This window comes from Staphylococcus sp. 11511212 (assembly GCF_011394755.1).
GTDB lineage: Bacteria > Bacillota > Bacilli > Staphylococcales > Staphylococcaceae > Staphylococcus > Staphylococcus chromogenes.
Map to the genome: position 1 here is coordinate 44,181 of NZ_JAANBQ010000017.1, position 18,963 is coordinate 63,143.

At 37.1% G+C, this 18,963-nt stretch carries 20 protein-coding genes; 5 read left to right on the forward strand and 15 right to left on the reverse strand.

What is annotated here, in order from left to right:
- Position 1: 1 nt before the first annotated feature.
- From rpsC to G8Y84_RS10340, 10 genes are all read right to left on the reverse strand, one after another.
- Positions 2 to 655: a 30S ribosomal protein S3 gene (rpsC, locus tag G8Y84_RS10295; protein ID WP_037574787.1), complete on the reverse strand. Its 654-nt coding sequence runs from the start codon at positions 653 to 655 to the stop codon at positions 2 to 4.
- Positions 656 to 677: 22 nt separating this feature from the next.
- On the reverse strand, positions 678 to 1,031 hold the full coding sequence (rplV, locus tag G8Y84_RS10300) for a 50S ribosomal protein L22 (protein ID WP_037574789.1): 354 nt from the start codon (positions 1,029 to 1,031) through the stop codon (positions 678 to 680).
- A gap of 26 nt (positions 1,032 to 1,057) precedes the next feature.
- Positions 1,058 to 1,336 carry a 30S ribosomal protein S19 gene (gene rpsS, locus G8Y84_RS10305; protein ID WP_014613216.1) on the reverse strand — a complete coding sequence of 93 codons (279 nt, stop codon included), beginning with the start codon at positions 1,334 to 1,336 and terminating at the stop codon, positions 1,058 to 1,060.
- Between the two features lie 64 nt (positions 1,337 to 1,400).
- Entirely contained in the window at positions 1,401 to 2,234 is an 834-nt protein-coding gene (rplB, locus tag G8Y84_RS10310) for a 50S ribosomal protein L2 (RefSeq protein WP_037574791.1), read from the reverse strand.
- A gap of 29 nt (positions 2,235 to 2,263) precedes the next feature.
- Complete coding sequence (gene rplW / locus G8Y84_RS10315) at positions 2,264 to 2,539, reverse strand: 50S ribosomal protein L23 (protein WP_037567103.1); 276 nt, start codon at positions 2,537 to 2,539, stop codon at positions 2,264 to 2,266.
- A complete protein-coding gene (gene rplD, locus G8Y84_RS10320; RefSeq protein ID WP_037574793.1) occupies positions 2,539 to 3,162 on the reverse strand; it encodes a 50S ribosomal protein L4 in 624 nt (207 codons plus the stop codon). Before rplD ends, rplW begins: the two co-directional genes overlap by 1 nt.
- A 26-nt stretch (positions 3,163 to 3,188) precedes the next feature.
- The gene (rplC, locus tag G8Y84_RS10325; RefSeq protein WP_037574795.1) at positions 3,189 to 3,848 is read right to left on the reverse strand and encodes a 50S ribosomal protein L3; all 660 of its coding nucleotides are present in this window, start codon (positions 3,846 to 3,848) and stop codon (positions 3,189 to 3,191) included.
- Between the two features lie 27 nt (positions 3,849 to 3,875).
- On the reverse strand, positions 3,876 to 4,184 hold the full coding sequence (gene rpsJ / locus G8Y84_RS10330; RefSeq protein ID WP_001118667.1) for a 30S ribosomal protein S10: 309 nt from the start codon (positions 4,182 to 4,184) through the stop codon (positions 3,876 to 3,878).
- A 461-nt stretch (positions 4,185 to 4,645) separates the two neighbouring features.
- A complete protein-coding gene (locus tag G8Y84_RS10335) occupies positions 4,646 to 5,980 on the reverse strand; it encodes an NCS2 family permease (protein ID WP_037574797.1) in 1,335 nt (444 codons plus the stop codon).
- 111 nt (positions 5,981 to 6,091) lie between these two features.
- Positions 6,092 to 8,224 (reverse strand): DNA topoisomerase III, encoded by a 2,133-nt coding sequence (locus tag G8Y84_RS10340; protein ID WP_037574799.1) that lies wholly within the window; start codon positions 8,222 to 8,224, stop codon positions 6,092 to 6,094.
- 121 nt (positions 8,225 to 8,345) lie between these two features.
- Here G8Y84_RS10340 and G8Y84_RS10345 point away from each other — a divergent pair, with 121 nt between their 5' ends.
- A complete protein-coding gene (locus G8Y84_RS10345) occupies positions 8,346 to 9,206 on the forward strand; it encodes a GNAT family N-acetyltransferase (RefSeq protein WP_037574801.1) in 861 nt (286 codons plus the stop codon).
- 38 nt (positions 9,207 to 9,244) lie between these two features.
- On the opposite strand, the gene G8Y84_RS10350 is transcribed toward G8Y84_RS10345, so the two are convergent.
- On the reverse strand, positions 9,245 to 10,159 hold the full coding sequence (locus G8Y84_RS10350; protein ID WP_037574803.1) for an AEC family transporter: 915 nt from the start codon (positions 10,157 to 10,159) through the stop codon (positions 9,245 to 9,247).
- Positions 10,160 to 10,285: 126 nt separating this feature from the next.
- On the opposite strand from G8Y84_RS10350, the gene G8Y84_RS10355 reads away from it, so the two are divergent.
- A complete protein-coding gene (locus G8Y84_RS10355) occupies positions 10,286 to 10,459 on the forward strand; it encodes an SE1832 family protein (protein ID WP_165806336.1) in 174 nt (57 codons plus the stop codon).
- Positions 10,460 to 10,501: 42 nt separating this feature from the next.
- Positions 10,502 to 10,819, forward strand: coding sequence for a membrane stabilizing protein MspA (mspA, locus tag G8Y84_RS10360; protein ID WP_037574805.1), 318 nt, complete (start codon positions 10,502 to 10,504; stop codon positions 10,817 to 10,819).
- A gap of 66 nt (positions 10,820 to 10,885) precedes the next feature.
- Here the strand turns inward: mspA and G8Y84_RS10365 are convergent, their stop codons facing one another.
- The 3 genes from G8Y84_RS10365 to G8Y84_RS10375 form a co-directional block, all read right to left on the reverse strand.
- Positions 10,886 to 12,037, reverse strand: coding sequence for an aminotransferase class I/II-fold pyridoxal phosphate-dependent enzyme (locus tag G8Y84_RS10365; RefSeq protein WP_037574807.1), 1,152 nt, complete (start codon positions 12,035 to 12,037; stop codon positions 10,886 to 10,888).
- A 245-nt stretch (positions 12,038 to 12,282) separates the two neighbouring features.
- On the reverse strand, positions 12,283 to 15,438 hold the full coding sequence (locus G8Y84_RS10370; protein ID WP_037574809.1) for an efflux RND transporter permease subunit: 3,156 nt from the start codon (positions 15,436 to 15,438) through the stop codon (positions 12,283 to 12,285).
- 383 nt (positions 15,439 to 15,821) lie between these two features.
- Positions 15,822 to 17,072 (reverse strand): lipid II:glycine glycyltransferase FemX, encoded by a 1,251-nt coding sequence (locus G8Y84_RS10375; protein WP_105965940.1) that lies wholly within the window; start codon positions 17,070 to 17,072, stop codon positions 15,822 to 15,824.
- 109 nt (positions 17,073 to 17,181) lie between these two features.
- On the opposite strand from G8Y84_RS10375, the gene G8Y84_RS10380 reads away from it, so the two are divergent.
- Positions 17,182 to 17,436: a hypothetical protein gene (locus G8Y84_RS10380; RefSeq protein ID WP_103159002.1), complete on the forward strand. Its 255-nt coding sequence runs from the start codon at positions 17,182 to 17,184 to the stop codon at positions 17,434 to 17,436.
- Here G8Y84_RS10380 and G8Y84_RS10385 read toward each other — a convergent pair.
- Entirely contained in the window at positions 17,427 to 18,194 is a 768-nt protein-coding gene (locus G8Y84_RS10385; RefSeq protein ID WP_103159001.1) for a VOC family protein, read from the reverse strand. The genes G8Y84_RS10380 and G8Y84_RS10385 overlap by 10 nt on opposite strands.
- A gap of 226 nt (positions 18,195 to 18,420) precedes the next feature.
- Between G8Y84_RS10385 and G8Y84_RS10390 the strand changes: the two genes are divergently transcribed.
- Positions 18,421 to 18,864 carry a MarR family winged helix-turn-helix transcriptional regulator gene (locus G8Y84_RS10390; protein WP_105965528.1) on the forward strand — a complete coding sequence of 148 codons (444 nt, stop codon included), beginning with the start codon at positions 18,421 to 18,423 and terminating at the stop codon, positions 18,862 to 18,864.
- The last annotated feature ends 99 nt before the right edge of the window (positions 18,865 to 18,963 follow it).

Consider the following 18,963-nt stretch of genomic DNA (forward strand, 5'->3'; position numbering starts at 1 on the left):
ATTATTTTCCTCCTTCACTATTTTTCTTAGTAGGAAGAACTTCACCACGATAAATCCATACTTTAACACCTAACTTACCATAAGTTGTGTCAGCTTCAGCATGTGCATAGTCAATGTCAGCACGTAATGTATGAAGTGGTACAGTTCCTTCTGAATATTGTTCAGCACGCGCGATGTCAGCGCCACCTAAACGACCTGAAACTTGAGTTTTGATACCTTTTGCGCCAAGTTTCATTGCTCTTCCGATTGCTTGTTTTTGTACACGACGGAATGATGCACGGTTTTCTAATTGACGTGCAATGTTTTCAGCTACTAAACGAGCATCTAAATCAACTTTCTTGATTTCAACAACGTTGATGTGTACTTTTTTGTCAGTTAATTGGTTTAATTTGTTACGAAGTTTTTCGATTTCTGAACCGCCTTTACCAATAACCATACCTGGTTTACCAGTATGAATTGCGATGTTAATACGGTTAGCAGCACGTTCAATCTCAACGTGAGATACTGACGCATCTTTTAATGCGTTGTCGATAAATTTACGAATTTTTAAGTCTTCGTGTAATAATGATGCGAAGTCTTTTTCAGCGAACCATTTCGCTTCCCAGTCGCGGATGATACCAACACGAAGTCCGATTGGATTAATTTTTTGACCCACGGTATTCCCTCCTTAGTATTTATTAAGCTTCTTTAGCTTCTTCTTTACCATCACTTACAACGATTGTAATGTGGCTTGTTCTTTTGTTAATTGCGCTCGCACGGCCTTGTGCACGTGGACGGAAACGTTTTAATGTTGGTCCTTCGTTAGCGTATGCTTCTTTAACAACTAATTCATCAGTGTTCATTCCATAGTTGTGCTCAGCATTTGCTAAAGCGGACATTAATAATTTTTCTACTACTGGAGAAGAAGCTTTGTTTGTTAATTTTAAAATCGCTACTGCTTCTCTTACGTCTTTTCCTCTGATTAGATCTAATACTAATCTAACTTTACGAGGTGCGATTCTGATCGTTCTAGCAACCGCTTTTGCTTCCATTCGTATTTCCTCCTCTACTTACGTTATTATCTTCTTGTTTTCTTGTCGTCTGCAGCGTGTCCTTTAAATGTACGAGTTGGAGCAAATTCACCTAATTTGTGACCAACCATATCTTCAGTTACATATACAGGTACGTGTTTGCGACCATCATATACTGCAAATGTGTGTCCAATGAAGTTTGGGAAAATTGTTGAACGACGTGACCATGTTTTAATTACTTGTTTCTTTTCGCTGTCGCCTTGAGCTTCAACTTTTTTCATTAAATGATCATCGACGAAAGGTCCCTTTTTAATACTACGAGCCATAGTGGCGCCTCCTTTCTTATTGTGTGCGTGCAGCTAGGAAGCCGCACACCCAAATAAGCTATTTTTATTTTTTCTTACGTCTACGAACGATAAGTTTGTCTGAATGTTTCTTACCACGACGTGTTTTCTTACCAAGCGTTGGTTTACCCCATGGTGACATAGGAGATGGACGTCCGATTGGCGCACGGCCTTCACCACCACCGTGTGGGTGATCGTTAGGGTTCATTACAGAACCACGAACAGTAGGTCTTTTACCTAACCATCTTGATTTACCAGCTTTACCAACGTTTACAAGTTCGTGTTGAAGGTTACCAACTTGACCGATTGTTGCACGACAAGTTGAAAGAATCATACGTACTTCACCAGAACGAAGTCTTACAAGAACGTATTTACCTTCTTTACCTAATACTTGTGCACTTGCACCAGCTGAACGTGCGATTTGACCGCCGCGTCCTGGTTTTAATTCGATATTGTGGATAACAGTACCTACAGGAATGTCTTTTAATTGAAGTGCGTTACCAACTTTAATGTCAGCTTCTGAACCACTTTCAATCATTTGACCTACTTGTAATCCTTTTGGTGCGATGATGTAACGTTTCTCACCATCTGCGTATACGATTAATGCAATGTTTGCTGATCTGTTTGGATCATATTGGATAGAATCAACTTTACCAGCAATTCCATCTTTGTTACGTTTGAAATCAATCACACGGTATTGACGTTTGTGACCGCCACCATGGTGACGTACAGTCAATTTACCTTGGTTGTTACGACCCGCTTTTTTCGGTAGCGGTTGTAATAATGACTTTTCTGGTTTAGATTCAGTAATTTCAGCGAAATCTAAAGTAGTCATATTACGACGACCATTTGTAATTGGCTTATAATATTTTAATGCCATTGTCGCTTACCTCCTTATTGGTATGTTTTTTAGTTGAATAAGTCGATTTGACCTTCTTTTAAAGTTACGATAGCTTTACGACGTTTGTTTGTATAGCCTTGGTAACGGCCCATACGTTTCTTTTTAGGTTTGTAGTTAATGATATTAACATTCGCTACTTTTACATCGAAGATTTCTTCCACAGCAATTTTAACCTGTGTTTTGTTGGCACGTACATCTACATCAAAAGTGTATTTGTCCTCAGCCATTGCTTCAGATGATTTTTCAGTAATTACGGGGCGCTTTAGAATATCTCTCGCTTCCATTATCCGAGCACCTCCTCAACTTTTTTAACTGCTTCTTCAGTGATTAAAACACTGTCAGCGTGTGTTAAATCTAATACGTTTAATCCTTCTGGAGTTGTAATTTGAACACCAGGGATGTTACGTGCAGATAATTCAACGTTTACGTCTTCACTAAGTGTTACAACTAATACTTTCTTAGGTAATTCTAAGTTCGTTAATGTTGTTTTAAAGTCTTTAGTTTTTGGAGCGTCTAAGTTGAAGTTATCAACGATTTTAAGTCCGTTTTCTTGGACTTTGTAAGATAATGCAGAACGTAATGCTAAACGACGCATTTTCTTAGGCATTTTGTAGCTGTAGCTTCTTGGTGTTGGGCCGAATACTACACCACCGCCACGCCATTGTGGAGCACGGATTGTACCTTGACGTGCACGTCCTGTACCTTTTTGTCTCCATGGTTTACGTCCACCGCCACGAACAGCTGAACGATTTTTAACAGCATGTGTTCCTTGGCGTAATGAAGCGCGTTGTAAGTTAATCGCTTCGAATAATACTTCGTTGTTAGGTTCGATTGCGAATACTGCATCGCTAAGTTCAACTGAACCAGCTTTAGATCCGTCAACTTTTAATACATCATAATTTGCCATTATGCATTTCCTCCTTTCGCTACTTATTATTTGTTAGCTTTAATTGCTGTTTGGATTTGAACAAAACCTTTTTTAGGGCCAGGTACGTTACCTTTAACTAAAATTACGTTGTTTTCCGTATCTACTTGAACAACTTCTAAGTTTTGAACAGTGACAGTATTACCGCCCATACGGCCTGGTAATTTTTGTCCTTTAAATACGCGAGACGCATCTGACGCCATACCGATTGAACCTGGTGCTCTGTGGAAATGAGAACCGTGTGACATAGGTCCACGTGCTTGGTTGTGACGTTTAATTGCACCTTGGAAACCTTTACCTTTTGAAGTTCCTGTTACGTCAATAATGTCGCCTGCTTCGAATGTATCTACTGAGACTTCTTGACCTACTTCGTATTCATCAACGTTTACGTTTCTGAATTCACGAATGAAGCGCTTAGGTGTTACGCCAGCTTTTTTCGCATGTCCTTCAGCTGGTTTGTTCGCATATTTGTTTGTTTTGCTATCTTTTTTGTACGCTAATTTGTCGTCGAAACCGATTTGTACAGCATTGTAACCGTCGATTTCTTCAGTTTTCTTTTGTAAAACAACATTTCCTTTTGCTTCTACTACTGTTACTGGAATTAAGTCTCCGTTTTCACCGAATACTTGAGTCATTCCAATTTTTCTTCCTAAGATTCCTTTGGTCATCGAAAGTCCACCTCCTAAAATTTTCTATTATAATTTAATTTCGATGTCTACACCTGATGGTAAGTTTAATCCCATTAAAGCATCAACTGTTTTTGGTGTAGGATTAACAATGTCGATTAAACGTTTATGAGTACGTTGTTCGAATTGCTCACGTGAATCTTTGTACTTATGCACCGCACGGATAATTGTGTACACTGATTTTTCTGTTGGCAACGGGATTGGTCCTGATACGTCTGCACCAGAACGTTTCGCAGTTTCAACAATTTTTTCAGCTGATTGATCGATTACACGGTGATCATAAGCTTTTAATCTGATTCTGATTTTTTGTTTTGCCATAATTTACCCTCCTTGTTCGTCTTCATTAGTGATAAGACTTCTCCACGAAAACTATCTCACACAACGCCATGGCAAAGCGGCCGGGTGTGTCAGTAACCTTTCGCTTCATCGCATTAAAAGTCCAACATTAGACATCTTACACGAAAAAGTAGATTCGTTCAACCTTTTTTCTGTAAAATATTTATGTCTAATTCACATACCCCATTATTTTACTCTAAATAGGCCACTACTTCAACACTTTTTTGTGAATTTCTTCAATATTTTTAACTTACAAACCTTCTATATTAAATATGAGTTTTTTATTACATTTCAGAACTCATTATGTTTTCGTCCATAGGAGTAGTTGATGACGAAAGTACGAATCCTATTTGCTATTGCCAAATTCTAAATTAGTCTCTTAAAACAAAAAAATTGGACATTGCAGTTAATGTCCAATTTTTCGAGTAAGTATACATCTTCACTTAGCCATGTACAAATACAAAATACAATATAAAAATAACTAATAATGCATACATTATTGGATGAACTTCTCTGTGACGTTTCGTTAAAACCATCGTGATCGGATAGAAGATAAACCCACAAGCAATCCCTGTTGCGATTGAATAAGAAAGTGGCATCATAATAATCGTCACAAATGCAGGCACGGCGACTTCAAAGTTCTTCCAACTAATGGAAGCAAGATTTGAAGCCATCAGTACACCTACCACCACAAGCGCGGGTGTCGTTACAGCTGGCGTCACAACAGCCATTAATGGGCTAAAGAATAGAGCTAATAAGAAACAAAAGCCGGTAATAATACTTGCAAACCCTGTTCTGGCACCTACAGCCACGCCTGATGTTGATTCAATATAAGAAGTGGTTGTCGTCGTACCAAAAATGGCACCTACCATTGTTGCAAGTGAATCTGAAAATAGCGCACGTCCTGCTCTTGGCAGACGGTTATTTTTCATGAAACCTGCTTGTGAAGCAACGGCAACGATAGTTCCTGCTGTATCAAAGAAATCTATAAATAAAAACGTTAAAATGACAATTAAAAACTGAACCGTAAATAACTGTGCTGGGTCTTGAAATGCTTCAAAAGCTGCGCCAAACGTCGGTGCAATACTTGGGACTTTACCTATCACACCTGTCGGAGGTGCAATTTGCTGTGTGATAAGTCCAGCAATCGCTGTAAGGACCATCCCTATAAAAATAGCACCTGGCACCTTTTTAGCATAAAGAATAATCGTTATCACAATCCCAAACACTGCCAGTAAAACATGGGGTTCTGTAAGTTTACCTAATGTGACTAATGTAGCATCTTGGTTCGTTATGATTCCAGAACTTTGTAGACCTACAAATGTAATAAAAAGTCCTATTCCGGAAGAAACGGCCATTTTCATTTCGAAAGGAATCGCATTAATAATCGTTTCCCTTAGACCCGTGGCTGTTAAAATCGCAAAGATAAAACCGGAAAACAGTACGCCAGTTAAACCCGTTTGCCATGGAATGCCCATCGTTAGTACAACTGTGAAGGCAAAAAAGGCATTTAATCCCATCCCAGGGGCAAGTGCAATTGGATAACGGGCAATAATCCCCATAAATAAACACCCTACAAATGCAGCTAAAGCCGTGGCTACAAATATAGCGCCCTTATCCATTTTTTGATCAGGTGATACACCGTCAACTCCTGCTAAACTCAACACTTGTGGGTTGACAGCTAAAATATAGGCCATAGACAAAAACGTGGTTAATCCACCAAGAATTTCACGCTTAAAATTCGTTTGGTGTTCTTCAAAACGGAAATATCGCTTCACTTTTATTAGCTCCTTTTATCAAAATACTTTCATATTTTAATACGTAAACTGACTTTTTTCAACATAATTCCGAACTTTAAGAAGATATATGTTGATTAAGTTCGATTTTAGCTACAGTTTTAATCCTTTTAATGCATCTTTGAATGGATTATTATCAATATCTTCATCTTTCATATATTTTTTCATATCACGTTTCGAAACTTTATCTTTTCCTTTAGATTTTAAACGTTGATTCATTTGTTCTTGGGTTTCTGTGTGACCACATACACAACGATACGTTGCTTGGTTCCCTGTTCCAAACTTCGTCAATCTTTTTTTACATTGTGGACATCTCGCCTTTGTTTGCGTCTTAACATCTTTTTTTGTTTTACAAGATGGATCCTGACACACGAGCATTGAACCGTTTTTCGTTTTGACCTTAAGCATAAATTTCCCACAAGTTGGACACTCAGCAGAAGTTAAATTATCATGCTTATATTTTTGATCACTCTCTTTAATTGTGTGAATCACTTCATTCGTAAACTTTTTCATTTCTTCAATAAAATCTTGACGGCGATACTGACCTTTCTCAATACGTAACAACTTATCTTCCCATTCTGCAGTGAGCATCGGTGAAGTTAAGGCTTGAGGTGCTAAATTTAATATTTGCGTACCTTTTGAAGTGACTTTTAATTGGCCTCCATGGCTTTCAATGGCATTCATATTAAATAGTTTTTCAATGATGTCTGCGCGTGTCGCAACCGTTCCTATGCCGCCCGTGGCTTTTAAGGTTTCTGCAGAATGTTTGTTCTCTAGGTTGAAAAATTGATCAGGACGCTCCATCGCTTTCAATAATGTTCCTTCATTGAAATATGATGGTGGTGTTGTTTCATGTGATTGAATCATGATTTCAACTTTTTTTAGTTCGTCACCTTGATGGATAGAAAAAGATGTTTCCTTCCTATGGTCCTCTTTTTGTAAGGCTTTAAAACCTAATTGGGTAACAACCTCACTTTTATGCACAAATTGATATTTACCTATTTGCCCCACAACGCGTCGCTCAATATATTGATACGGGTCTGATAACACCTCAAGAAAGCGTTGGACCACCATTAAATAGATTTTCTTTTCATTAGCGCCTAATGCCTCTATATCTACACGTACTTCTGTTGGTATAATCGCATGATGATCTGATACTTTTTGGTTATTAACGCAACTGAGTTTAGATGTAAATGTGCGTTTGACTAAAGACTGGGCTGTTGGTTTATACTCTGTAGCCATAACCGCTTGCAACCGTTCTTTAATGGTACCGACCATATCTGTTGTTAAATAGTTTGAATCCGTCCGAGGATATGTGAGTACTTTGTGATGTTCATATAAACTTTGAAGCGCATTCAAAGTTTGCTTCGCACCAATTTTGTAGCGTTGATATGCCATCTGTTGCACATCTGTTAAATTAAACAAACGTCCAGGGTATGTTTTCTTCTCTTTTTCTTTAACTTCTACAATTTTTAAAGGTTGTTTTTGAATATCTGACTCAATTTTTTCTAACTTGTTGCGCTCAAACACGCGTTGATTTTGGTCTAGTTTGAACGGGGTACCTTCCGCTTTGAGTTCAAGCGTATAATATGTTTGAGGTTTAAATTTTTTTATGTCTTCTTGGCGTTGTTGAATCAATTTAAGCGTTGGCGTTTGAACTCTTCCCAATGATAATTGCGCATCATAACGTGTGGTGAGTGCGCGCGTCGCATTAATTCCGACAATCCAGTCCGCTTCACTGCGTGCAAGGGCCGCTTGATATAACGGATAATAATGTTTTGCATCTTTGAGTTGACGAAAGCCTTGTTGGATGGCTTTCGGTGTAACCGAACTAATCCATAAACGCTTCAATGGCTTTTTCACATGCACCTTATCTAAAATTAATCGTGCGACTAACTCTCCTTCTCGTCCCGCATCTGTAGCGATAATAACGTCTTTAACATCTTCTCTTTTTAATAAATGCTGAACTGTGTTAAATTGTTTGCGCGTTTTACCAATAACAATTGTTTTCATATGTTTTGGGATGATAGGTAAATCTTCTAAGCGCCATTGCTGATATTTTTTATCATATTGTTCTGGTGTTGCATTTGTGACTAAATGTCCTAATGCCCATGTAATAATATATTGTTGATTTTCGAAATAGCCATTTTTTTGTTGTGTGACATGTAAAGCTTTTGCGATGTCTCTCCCTACGGATGGCTTTTCTGCAAGTACTAAAGATTTCATTCATCTACTCCTGTTCCAACTTGGTATTGTAATCATTGTAACATGCCTCTTATTGACACACTTCCATTTCCTATCAAAACAAATTATAATTAATTTAAAGAATCCACTAAGGAGGGGCACTATGAAAGTTACTCAAGTCACTTCCGTTGATCGTATTTCAAACTTTATTAAGGAAAATGTTTCAACATCACAGTCTTACACCAACAAACTCCCGCTTCAATATGACAAAGCTTATGATATGTATCTTGAAGAAGCCATTCAAACAACAGGGATTTTCGTATTAGAAGAAAATGGAGCGATTCAAATGGCACTTATTTGCATCCCCTATCTTGAAAATCGCTATAAAGTCATCGGCCCTATCACTCAAAAAGACTATCTTCCAACCGGTGATGCGTTTGAACTTTTATTTAATGCAGCTACTTCGTCACATGCAAAACCAGCGACATATTACTTTGCCTATGCTGCTGAAAATGAACACATTAAAGCCTATATGAAAACGATTGGAGCGTCTTATACTTTTACTGATTATCACCTCTCTACACATACAGATTTAGGAGAAACGGAAAATATTCATCACATTATTGATTATAAGCCGGCCTACTTCAAATATTTCAAAAAATTACATGAAGATACTTTTTCACACAATGCGATGCGCGCCGAGGAAATCGTTGAAACCTTAGATACACAACATCAACTTAAACTATACATGGCAGAAGGTATTTTAAAAGGGTACTTGTATTTGATTTTAAACCCAAATGAAGGACATGCGGAAATCCGTTATTTTTCTTCGCATACACATTATCGTTTGAAAGGCATTGCTTTTGATTTAATTCAACACGCGATACATGAAGCGTTGGCTCAACCCGATATACACGATGTTTATTTTAAAATTCGAAGTAAAAATCATCGTCTGGTCGAACGTTTTCATGAATTCGGTTTTGAAATGACCTCTGAATACCGCAAATTCAAATTAGTACGATAAACGTAAGGGACTCAAAGTCAGTGTGCTTTAAGTCCCTTTTATGCTGGTATAAAGAAATATTGATACAAATATAAAATAATAATGCTGATGACAATCGTGATATTACTTGCCATCGCGATCATCGGTAATGTTTTATATTGAAATTGAACTGCATATGATAAAATTGCGACACCAACAGGGAGTACCCAAATCAATTGTAACGTGGTTTTAATCATATCGTCTTGTACCGGAAGAAAAAAGTATACTAAAAATCCACATATTATACCCAAGCCATAATGTAGGCCTAGATATTTAAGTGTAAGTGGTAAAAAGTGACGTTCAATTTTAAAATCTAGTAAAACCCCTAACAGAATCATAGATAAAGGTAAATTCGCTTTTCCTACCATATCAAAAAAGTCGAGCATGACATGGGGTAATTCTAAGTGAGCCAAATTTAGAAATATCATCAGGATATAAGTCATTAAAGGTACAGACCGAACACAACTCAATAAAATTGTTCGCGCATTTAAAGTACCTTCGACATTTTTATAATAACCCGCGACAAAGTAAGTGATACCAAACATGAGTATCGCTCCTCCAATATCAGCCATCCCGAAATACAATAGTCCTTTTTCAGGCCACATTTCTTGAACAAGTGGGTAAGCAAAAATACCTATATTTAAAGAAGCCATCATCATGGCGACTGTCCCACGAACCTCGTTATCATATTTTAAAAAGAGCCACACGACGAACATTTTAGTGAAGGCTCCGTAAATTACCATCATGAGCGGTAACACAGATAAAGAAGGCGTTAAAGTTACACCATTAAGATTGACGATTACCACTGAAGGTAATGTCACGTTCAGCACTAAGGTTGTTAAAACTTTTGCTTCTGATCCTTTAACATAACCTGTACGCTTCAATATATAACCTAACGCTATTAATAATATAATCATGATAAACCGTTCAGTCATCGTTTCACCTCTTTCATTTTTCTTAGCTACTTTATGTACCTTTAACCTTTCGATTCATCATAAATTAAATTTAATGATATCATTCAAGCGTGTTATAATATACCTATTAAAAGGAGGCTTATGGATATGAATTTAGAAGCCCAACTTCAAGAGCTCAAAATTGATTATGTACGCTTACAAGGTGATTTAGAAAAACGTGAATCTACGGGCCAACATGTAGATCCCTTAATCCAACAACTTGAGGCATTAGAAAACGAAATAGCAAACATTCGTCAGCAGCTTCAAAATACACCTCAGTAACTCATTAGCGTCATAATTTCGTTGACGAGAAAGGACAATCACATGCTTATATATTTTCTCTTATTACCTTTACTTTATTTAATCGTAAGTTATCTCAGTATCTTTAAAATGAACTTGCGCTTATCAAGTATATTAAGAATTATTTTGGCGATATTACTCATCATCGTCATTGCTTCATCATTAGCCTATCATACGTTTAGCACGTGGTGGTTATTCGTCGTCTTATTGTTACTTATCGGAAATGTCGAAATAACGGCATTTAAACATTCAAAAAATGACGAAAAAGGCGTTCATATTCTTAATATGATGACCGTTCTTATCTTTGTGATTTATATCATTTTAACTTTCGTCATGATATAACGGTCTGATGATATAGGGAGGAAATGAAAAGACGTAGGTCTTCTCACTTCCTCCCATTATTTTTGATTAATGATAAAGTGGCGCAAGTTGCGTAAGTCGTTTTAACGCTTCAAGTAGCTGTGACTCATCGATTGCGAAAGACACACGTACATATCCTTCTCCTTCGCTTCCAAACGGATGCCCGGGTGCTACTAATATCGAATATTGCGCTAAAAGATATTCGACGAAGGCATCGCTTGAAAAGCCTGGTGGACAAGGTAGCCATAAAAAGATACCGCCTTTTATGGGGTCATGTGGAATCTTTGCTGCCTTCAATTTTTCTTCAATCAGATTTCTTCGCTGCTTAAAAATATTTGCTTGTTCACGAAGAACTTCATCACAATCATTTAACGCCACTGTGCACGCATCTTGTAAAGCCCCATACATTCCGGCTTGTGTATGTGTATGATATTTTTTTAAATTAGCAATCATCTCTTTATTACCCACGGCAAATCCAACCCGGTACCCTGACATGTTATATCCTTTCGAAAAAGAGAAGACTTCAATGGCCCGTTCTTTTGCTCCGTTTGCAGCTAATAGACTTGGATTAGGTGCATCAAAACCAAATGCTTGATATGCAAAATCATGGACAAACATTGTCTCAGTATCTTTAAAATAATCCATCGTCTGTTGAAAAAATTCTGGTGATGCCACAGAACCTGTAGGGTTATTAGGATAAGTCAAATAAATCAATTTGGTCTCTGACGTATCTATCTCTTCCCATTGGGGTAAATAGTGGTGCTCAGGATACAACTTTAAAGGTTGCGGTTGCCCGTGGGCTAAGCGTACGCCCGCTTCATAATCTGTATATCCTGGGTCAGGTAAGAGTACTTTATCTCCTGGCTCAATGACACATGTAGGTAAAGCGACCAGACCATTTTTCGTTCCATAAAATAGACACACTTCTGTTTCTGGATCTAAGGTAACACCAAAATGACGGTCGTAAAAATCAACGATGGCTTGTTTAAATGCTGCTTTTCCATGAAAGGCTAAATATTTTTGATTTACTGGTTCGCGAATCGCCTTTTCTAAAGCTTTTAAAATTGTTTCAGGTGTATCTGCATCAGGAATACCGACCGCTAAATTAATTAACGGTAAAGGTCCATGTTTGACCTCTTTCCCCATTGTTTTACCAAAATAACTCTCTGGAATCTCATCTAAAATTGTTGTGTAACTCATCTGACAGCCCCCTTTAATCCATAAAAGTCCTCTTCCTTACGATATAAACAAAGGGCATGAGATTTGGAAATTTTAATCATTTCTATCTCACACCCTCCGATCATTTGTGAACGCTATTGCAATGGATGTTTTAAAGTCTTAATCAATAGATATAAGGACATACGCATATGTTTTGCTGAGCATCATTAAAACATCAATATATCGAATTGTTAATAGCCTATCAAATCAATATGGATTCGTCAATTTTATTTTTTTCTACTTAGTTTCGCTTTGAGCGTAAATAAGATTTCGTATATTACTGGCACTACAATCAACGTTAGTAAAGTTGAAGATAACAAACCACCAATAACTGTAGCGGCGAGTCCTTTGGAAATGAGCACCGAACTGTTTTGTCCAAATAATAGTGGAATTAACGCGCCTATGGTTGCAATTGCCGTCATTAAAATAGGACGTATACGTGTACCTCCCGCTTCAAGTAATGCCTCTTTCATCGACATGCCAGCTTTTTCATTATTGATGACACGATCGATTAAAACAATGGCATTCGTCACAACAATACCAATTAACATCAGCATCCCTATCATACTAGGCACTGATAAGGTTTCACCCGTGGCCATTAATGCAAGCACTACGCCAATCACCGTATACGGTAATGAGAAAAGGATAGTAAATGGAGCCAAACCTCCTTTAAACGTGAGAACGAGCACTAAATAAACAATAATGATGGCTGCAAGCATTGCGACTAATAATTGTGAGAACGCGTCATTAATATCGTCATTCGTGCCACCCACAGAAGTTTTAACATTTTGAGGTTTATCTAACTTATTGAGTGATTTCATAACTTCTTGTGTGATAGACCCGACATCTTTGCTAGAAATATTCGCAGTCACCGTACTTGTATAATCGCCACTTTCTTTCACAAAAGAATTAGGCGTTGTCGTTTTTTCAAGCGTCGCGATATCACTTAATTTTAAATTCTCATCCATAGGTGAAGGAATAGGTGTATTTTCAAGTTTACTCTGTGTCCAGTTCGTTTCTTTTTGATTTTTAACCACAACGTCGTAAGTCTGTTGTTTATCTTTCAGTTTGGAAATAGTACTATCTGGAATATTTTGATTGAGTAACAGTGCCAATTGTCCAGCCGTAATTCCAGCATCGCCTGCACGTTTTTGATTAACTTTAACTTCATATTGATCATACGTTTCCGTTAAATCTGATTTGACGTTGGTCAATCCTTTCATATCTGACAAGCGTTTTTCAACCTCATGTACAGTCCCTTTAATGGCATTCGTTGAAGGTCCTGTTACTTTGACTTCAAGTTGATTTGACCCTGTACCTGTACTCATATCTAAGTGTTGCCAATCTCCTGGGTGATGATAAGTTGCGATATGTTTTAATACACGTTCAGGTTCCGTATCAAACCGTGGCGTGTCTGAATCATATTCCACCATCAAAGCCGTACTGTTTGTACTACCGGTTGGATCAGTGGGTGACGGTCCTCCCACGGAATATTGAACATTTCTAACTTTATCTTTACTATTTAAATATTTTTGAACTTGTGCCGCATTTTTTAACACATCTTCTTTCGTTTCTCCTGGTTTAGGTTTATACGTTAAGGCCATAAACTTATCTTCACCAGTTGAAATAAAACTCGTGCCGATATTCATACTTCCTAACACAATACTTCCTACTAAAATCATCGTACTTAAGAGTAATACAATCCATTTATGATCTAAACTCCACCCCAGTATACGACGATAACCTTGGCCCACACGTCCGAGATGATGCTTAGGTTGCTTTTTCAACCCATTTTTGAAAAATACTGACCCTAAAACTGGCACAATTGTAATCGATACTAGAAGTGATGCAAGTAAACTAAAGGTTACGGCATAAGCAAAGGGTCGAAACATTTCACCCACAGAGCCTGTCACAAAGGCAAGTGGTGCGAATACAACGATCGTTACAAGTGTTGATGACATAATTGGAACAAATACTTCTTTTGTGGCATCAATAATTAAATGATCACCAGTAAGCGTTTCGTCTTTTTTGGCGAGACGTCGATAGATATTTTCAATAACGACGATCGCATCATCTATGACACGTCCCACGGCTACAGTCAAAGCCCCTAACGTTAAAATATTTAATGAAACATCTGTTAACTTTAAAGCCACCATCGCAATTAAAATAGAAAGCGGTATCGAGACAATTGAGATTGCAGTCATTTTAATATTTCTTAGGAAAAGTAAGATAACAATAATGGCCACAATTGCACCGAGTAATGCCTTCTCAATCATCGTTGATAATGCATCTTTAATAGGTTTTGCGGTATCCATTATTTTAACGGTTTTTAAATCTGACTGTTCTTTTACAAAGTCTTGAATTTTTTGGTCAACTTCATTAGCGACTGCCACAGTATTGGCATCTTGTGCCTTTACAATTTGCACATCAACCGCATCTTGCCCGTTTGTCTTAGAAATCGATTTTCGTTCATCTGTTAATTTGACTTGGGCCAAGTCACTAAGCGGTACTTTGGTATTACTTTGAGTGGCATTGCTCGTTTGAGGCATCGTCATAGAAGAAGTTTCATCACTTTGTCCCTCTCTAGCACTTCCGTCTCCTTCACTCTGTGTTGATGATGAAGGCGTTTGACTCGCAATCGCTAACGGGATTTGTAGATCTTTTAAAGCTTGGACAGACGTAAATTGTCCATCAATCACAACAGATTTTTCGTTATTGCCGAACTGAAACAGACCTAACGGCGTCTCTTTTGTGGCTCCTTTGATATAGTCAGCCACTTGTTGTTGGTTTAAGCCGACCTCATTTAATTTTTTATCATCAAAAGTAATTGTGACCTCACGTGCGGTTTGACCATTTACCGTGGCACGTTGGACACCATTGATTTCTTGTAAACGTGGAACGAGATTTTCTTCGACTTCTTTTGTTGTCGCTTTCACATCGTTCTGCTTATTTAAAAATGAATAGGCCACGACTGGAAAGGCATACATGGAGTTGCGCTGGATTTCTGGCTCTTGAACACCCTCTGAGAATTTCATTTTTTGTAATGACTTCTGAATCGCTTGTTCTGCTTTGTCTAAATCCGTTTGGTCATCAAATTTAACCGTGATGATAGAGGCATTCGATAAGGACTCCGTTTTAACACTGGTCACATCAGCCATTCCCCGAATCTCTTCATCTATAGGATCACTGACTTCTTTCATCACAGTTTCTGGAGTTGCTCCCGGCATCGTTGTCGTAATAGTCATCATCGGAGGCTCAGTATCTGGCAACAACTCCAATTTCATTTTAAAACTTGCATATATCCCCCCTAATATTACAAGTAAAACCATTAACATAATTGCAAATTTATTTGATAGGGAAAAGTCTATCAGTTTTTTTATCACCCGTATCGCTCCCTTATTTTACATCTTAATGTTAAAGTAACACATTTTTTAACCTATGAGTATCTTATTTTGGACAAAATATTTATAGGGGGGAACTTTGTCATAATCGCTAACTAAAAAACACTAGCGATTTTATATTTTAAACACTAAATAAGCCACCAAAATTTATGCTCAGATAAATTTTGATGGCTTTGACCATACAAAATATATTAAATTTTCTTCAACTCACTCGCACACTTATTTATCTACTGTGTCACGCGACTTAACTGAAACATCTAAAGTTTTATGGACAAGCCTCTTTCACATTAATAAGAGAGGTAACTTTATATATCAAGATAGCGAGAGTTTACGTCTTACAGTATTCAATATTAGCTTAAAATACTTTAAGAGTTTTTTATTTTACGTACGATTTTAATCTTCAATTGTGTCAATTGAGGTTTGAATTGTTCTACAGCTTTATAGACAATCGGATTAAGGACAAAATCAAATTCACCTATTTTTTCACTTAAATAAGTGCCCCATGCTTTTTTAAACGTCCATAAGCCATAATGGCTTGAATTTTTATCGGGCTGATTGTCTGTTCCACCGAAGTCATACGTTTTTGCTCCCTTTTCTCGTGCGTATTGCATCATTTTAAATTGCATATGATGGTTGGGTAAGAAGTCACGATAATCATTTGAAGAAGCCCCATATAAATAATAGGATTTATGACCACAGAACATAAGGAGCGCCCCTGATAGATAACGGCCCTCTGGATGTGTTTTTTCTAGTTGTTCTAAATCTTGAATCAAACTGTCTGTTTTATTTTGTTTATTTTTGACATCGTTGATTTTGTTTAACGTTTTCTTGTCTTGCTTTTTCGCTTTAAGTCTTGCTTCTTCTTGATCTAAAGACTGACGTTCTTGACGCAATTCCTTTAGGACAGGTTTAGGCTCTAACTTAACAAGAAAGAGTTCTGCATCTCCATCTTCATGTAGTGCATCGTAAATCGTCTCAAAGTAAGACACATCTCTTGTTAGGAAACCGTCTCGTTCTCCCGTTTCTTTCATAAGTTGTGCAAATATCTTTAAGTCCTCGCGACCTTTACGTTCAACTTTTGTACCCCTTTTTAATGCTAAACGTACTTTTGATCGGTTACGGTTATCAAAGCTTTTAATCAATTCTTCGTCGGTTTGATCTAAAGGTGTAATCATCGTCATACGGGGTTGAATATAATCTTTTGATAAACCTTGTTTAAAACCTTTATGTCTAAATCCTAAAGCTTTTAATTCATCGACCACTGATGAATCTTCATCGACTTCAACATCAGGATCTATTTTTATAGTATAAGATTTCTCTTGCTTGGCGATTTTAATCGCCTCAGCAAGCAATACTTTAACTGCTAGTTTATTTGTGTAATCCACGACGAATCCACGAGAAGCATAGCATAAAGTAAAAGGCGTGCGAGGGATTTTTTTAAATAATAATTGTGCGACACCCTTGATTTCTCCGTTTTCACCAACTGCAATGCGTTTGGCGTACCAACCTGTTAATTTTTTGGTTTCACCCCACTTTGTAAGTTGGAGTAAATCACCATTAGGATGCTCTTTTACAAACGCATCATGTTCTTGATCCGTAATATTCATTAATTTCATGTCTACTGACTCCTTTAAATCTGCTAAGAGGAAATTTATTCTATCTTTTCTCCACTTCGTCTGTCCTCTAAGAACTATGCTATACTGATAATATTTAGGAGGACTGACGATGAGAAATATCGCATTAATTATTTTAACATTCATTCAGCTCATTGTATTAATAATTTCAATTCTGTATCGCATCAATATAGACTATTTGAGTTTACGCATTATCCTTGTCGCGCTCGTCTCGGTATTATCACTTTATATGATTTTACTTTATCAATCGAAACGTCAACTCTACATTGCCATTGGTAGTTTAATGCTCGCTTTGATTCATGTCATATGGCTCATAATGACAGTTTATCACGTCGTTTATTCATAAGGAGGGATAAATTGATAGTTTGCGCCACGTGTTCTAATTAATATAGGCGCATCTATTGTTTGATCGACCAAGTGTAAGGTGTCGATGATATCTTCGCGACCTTCAGTTATTTTAAACTTTACTTTTTGTGCTGGACTATATAAAAGCGTATATTTATCACTTTCTTCAATCACTTGCATATCAAACCATTTTTTCCATTGATCCACCATTGTGTGACGTTGATGTGTTTTAAACTCTACCATATCAATGTCAAGGTGCCGTTGAAATGAACTTTCTAAATCCGCCTGCCTTGTCTCATCGTCTTTATTCCATTGAATGAAAAAAGGCATCATCATATCATATTCGTGGTCATTGACATAGAGCAATTGCCACTCAATTAAGTTCCCCTTTTTGTTATAACGTGTCATTTTAACTGGGCCTATGGTTTCCAATCCTCTTTCTTTAAATTGCGACTTTAACTTATGAATGTCGTGCGTGCGAAAACATATCTTCTTAAATCCTTGTTTATAGCCATTGGCCATAATTGATGTCGCAAACGAGTATTTACCTTCATGAGTTTTAGATTGGTGCTTTATTTTTCCTTTATCAAAAATATCTATTAATTCGATATACTTCAAGTCAATATGTACGAGTCGGTTAAATGTTCCTAGTTTTTCGTGTTGTCCCCCTTTTTGAATTGTTAAATATTCTCCAGGAAACTCAAAATGGTTTAATCCCTTTATATAATGAATGATATGATCAAATTCTATATCTACCACAGTCACCCCTCCTCTTGTTCTTATGTGGTTTATTTTACCAAACATTTTAGGAAAGAGAACAGTAATCCTATTTCTCTCACGCGATTTAAATCGACGAAACAAGCCCTAAAACTTGGAGAATAAAATTTGAACATTCCTTAAATTTACCTGAGTAAATCCAGCTTTTTACGATTTGCGTGCTATAATAATGGTAAGAATAAAGAAATCGTTTGAGAGGAAGACGTCAATGGAACCATCATTATTATTTGACAGATTTACTAAACTGTATCGACCTTATATCAAAATGGTACAACCTTTAATGACAGAATATGACCTGCATCCAGCGCAGTGGTTGGTGATGAAAGATATCGCCGTAAATGTCGATACGACGCTTGTTCAAATATCAAAACGTCGTTCCATCGAAAAACCAACCACACGGAAAATTTTAAAAGCCTTAGAATCTCGTGGATGGATTATGGCACGTACAGGCGTCGATCGCCGAGAAAAACTATTACAACTTTCTCCTCAAGGTCAAGAAGTCTATCAACAACTCAAATCCAAAATAGAAGCCACACAACAATTTCATATTAATAATTTAGGTTTAACAGAAGAAGAATATCAACGTATCGTTTCAATTTTAGATGAACTCTATGATACGATGATTACTTATATTGATCAACAGCACGCCTAATTGCTTTTTGGGAGCTTGTCAGTAATACTCCTTATACTGACAAGCTCCTTTTATCTATGTCATAGATCTTCTTATACTTTCTTCTTTGTAAATAAACAT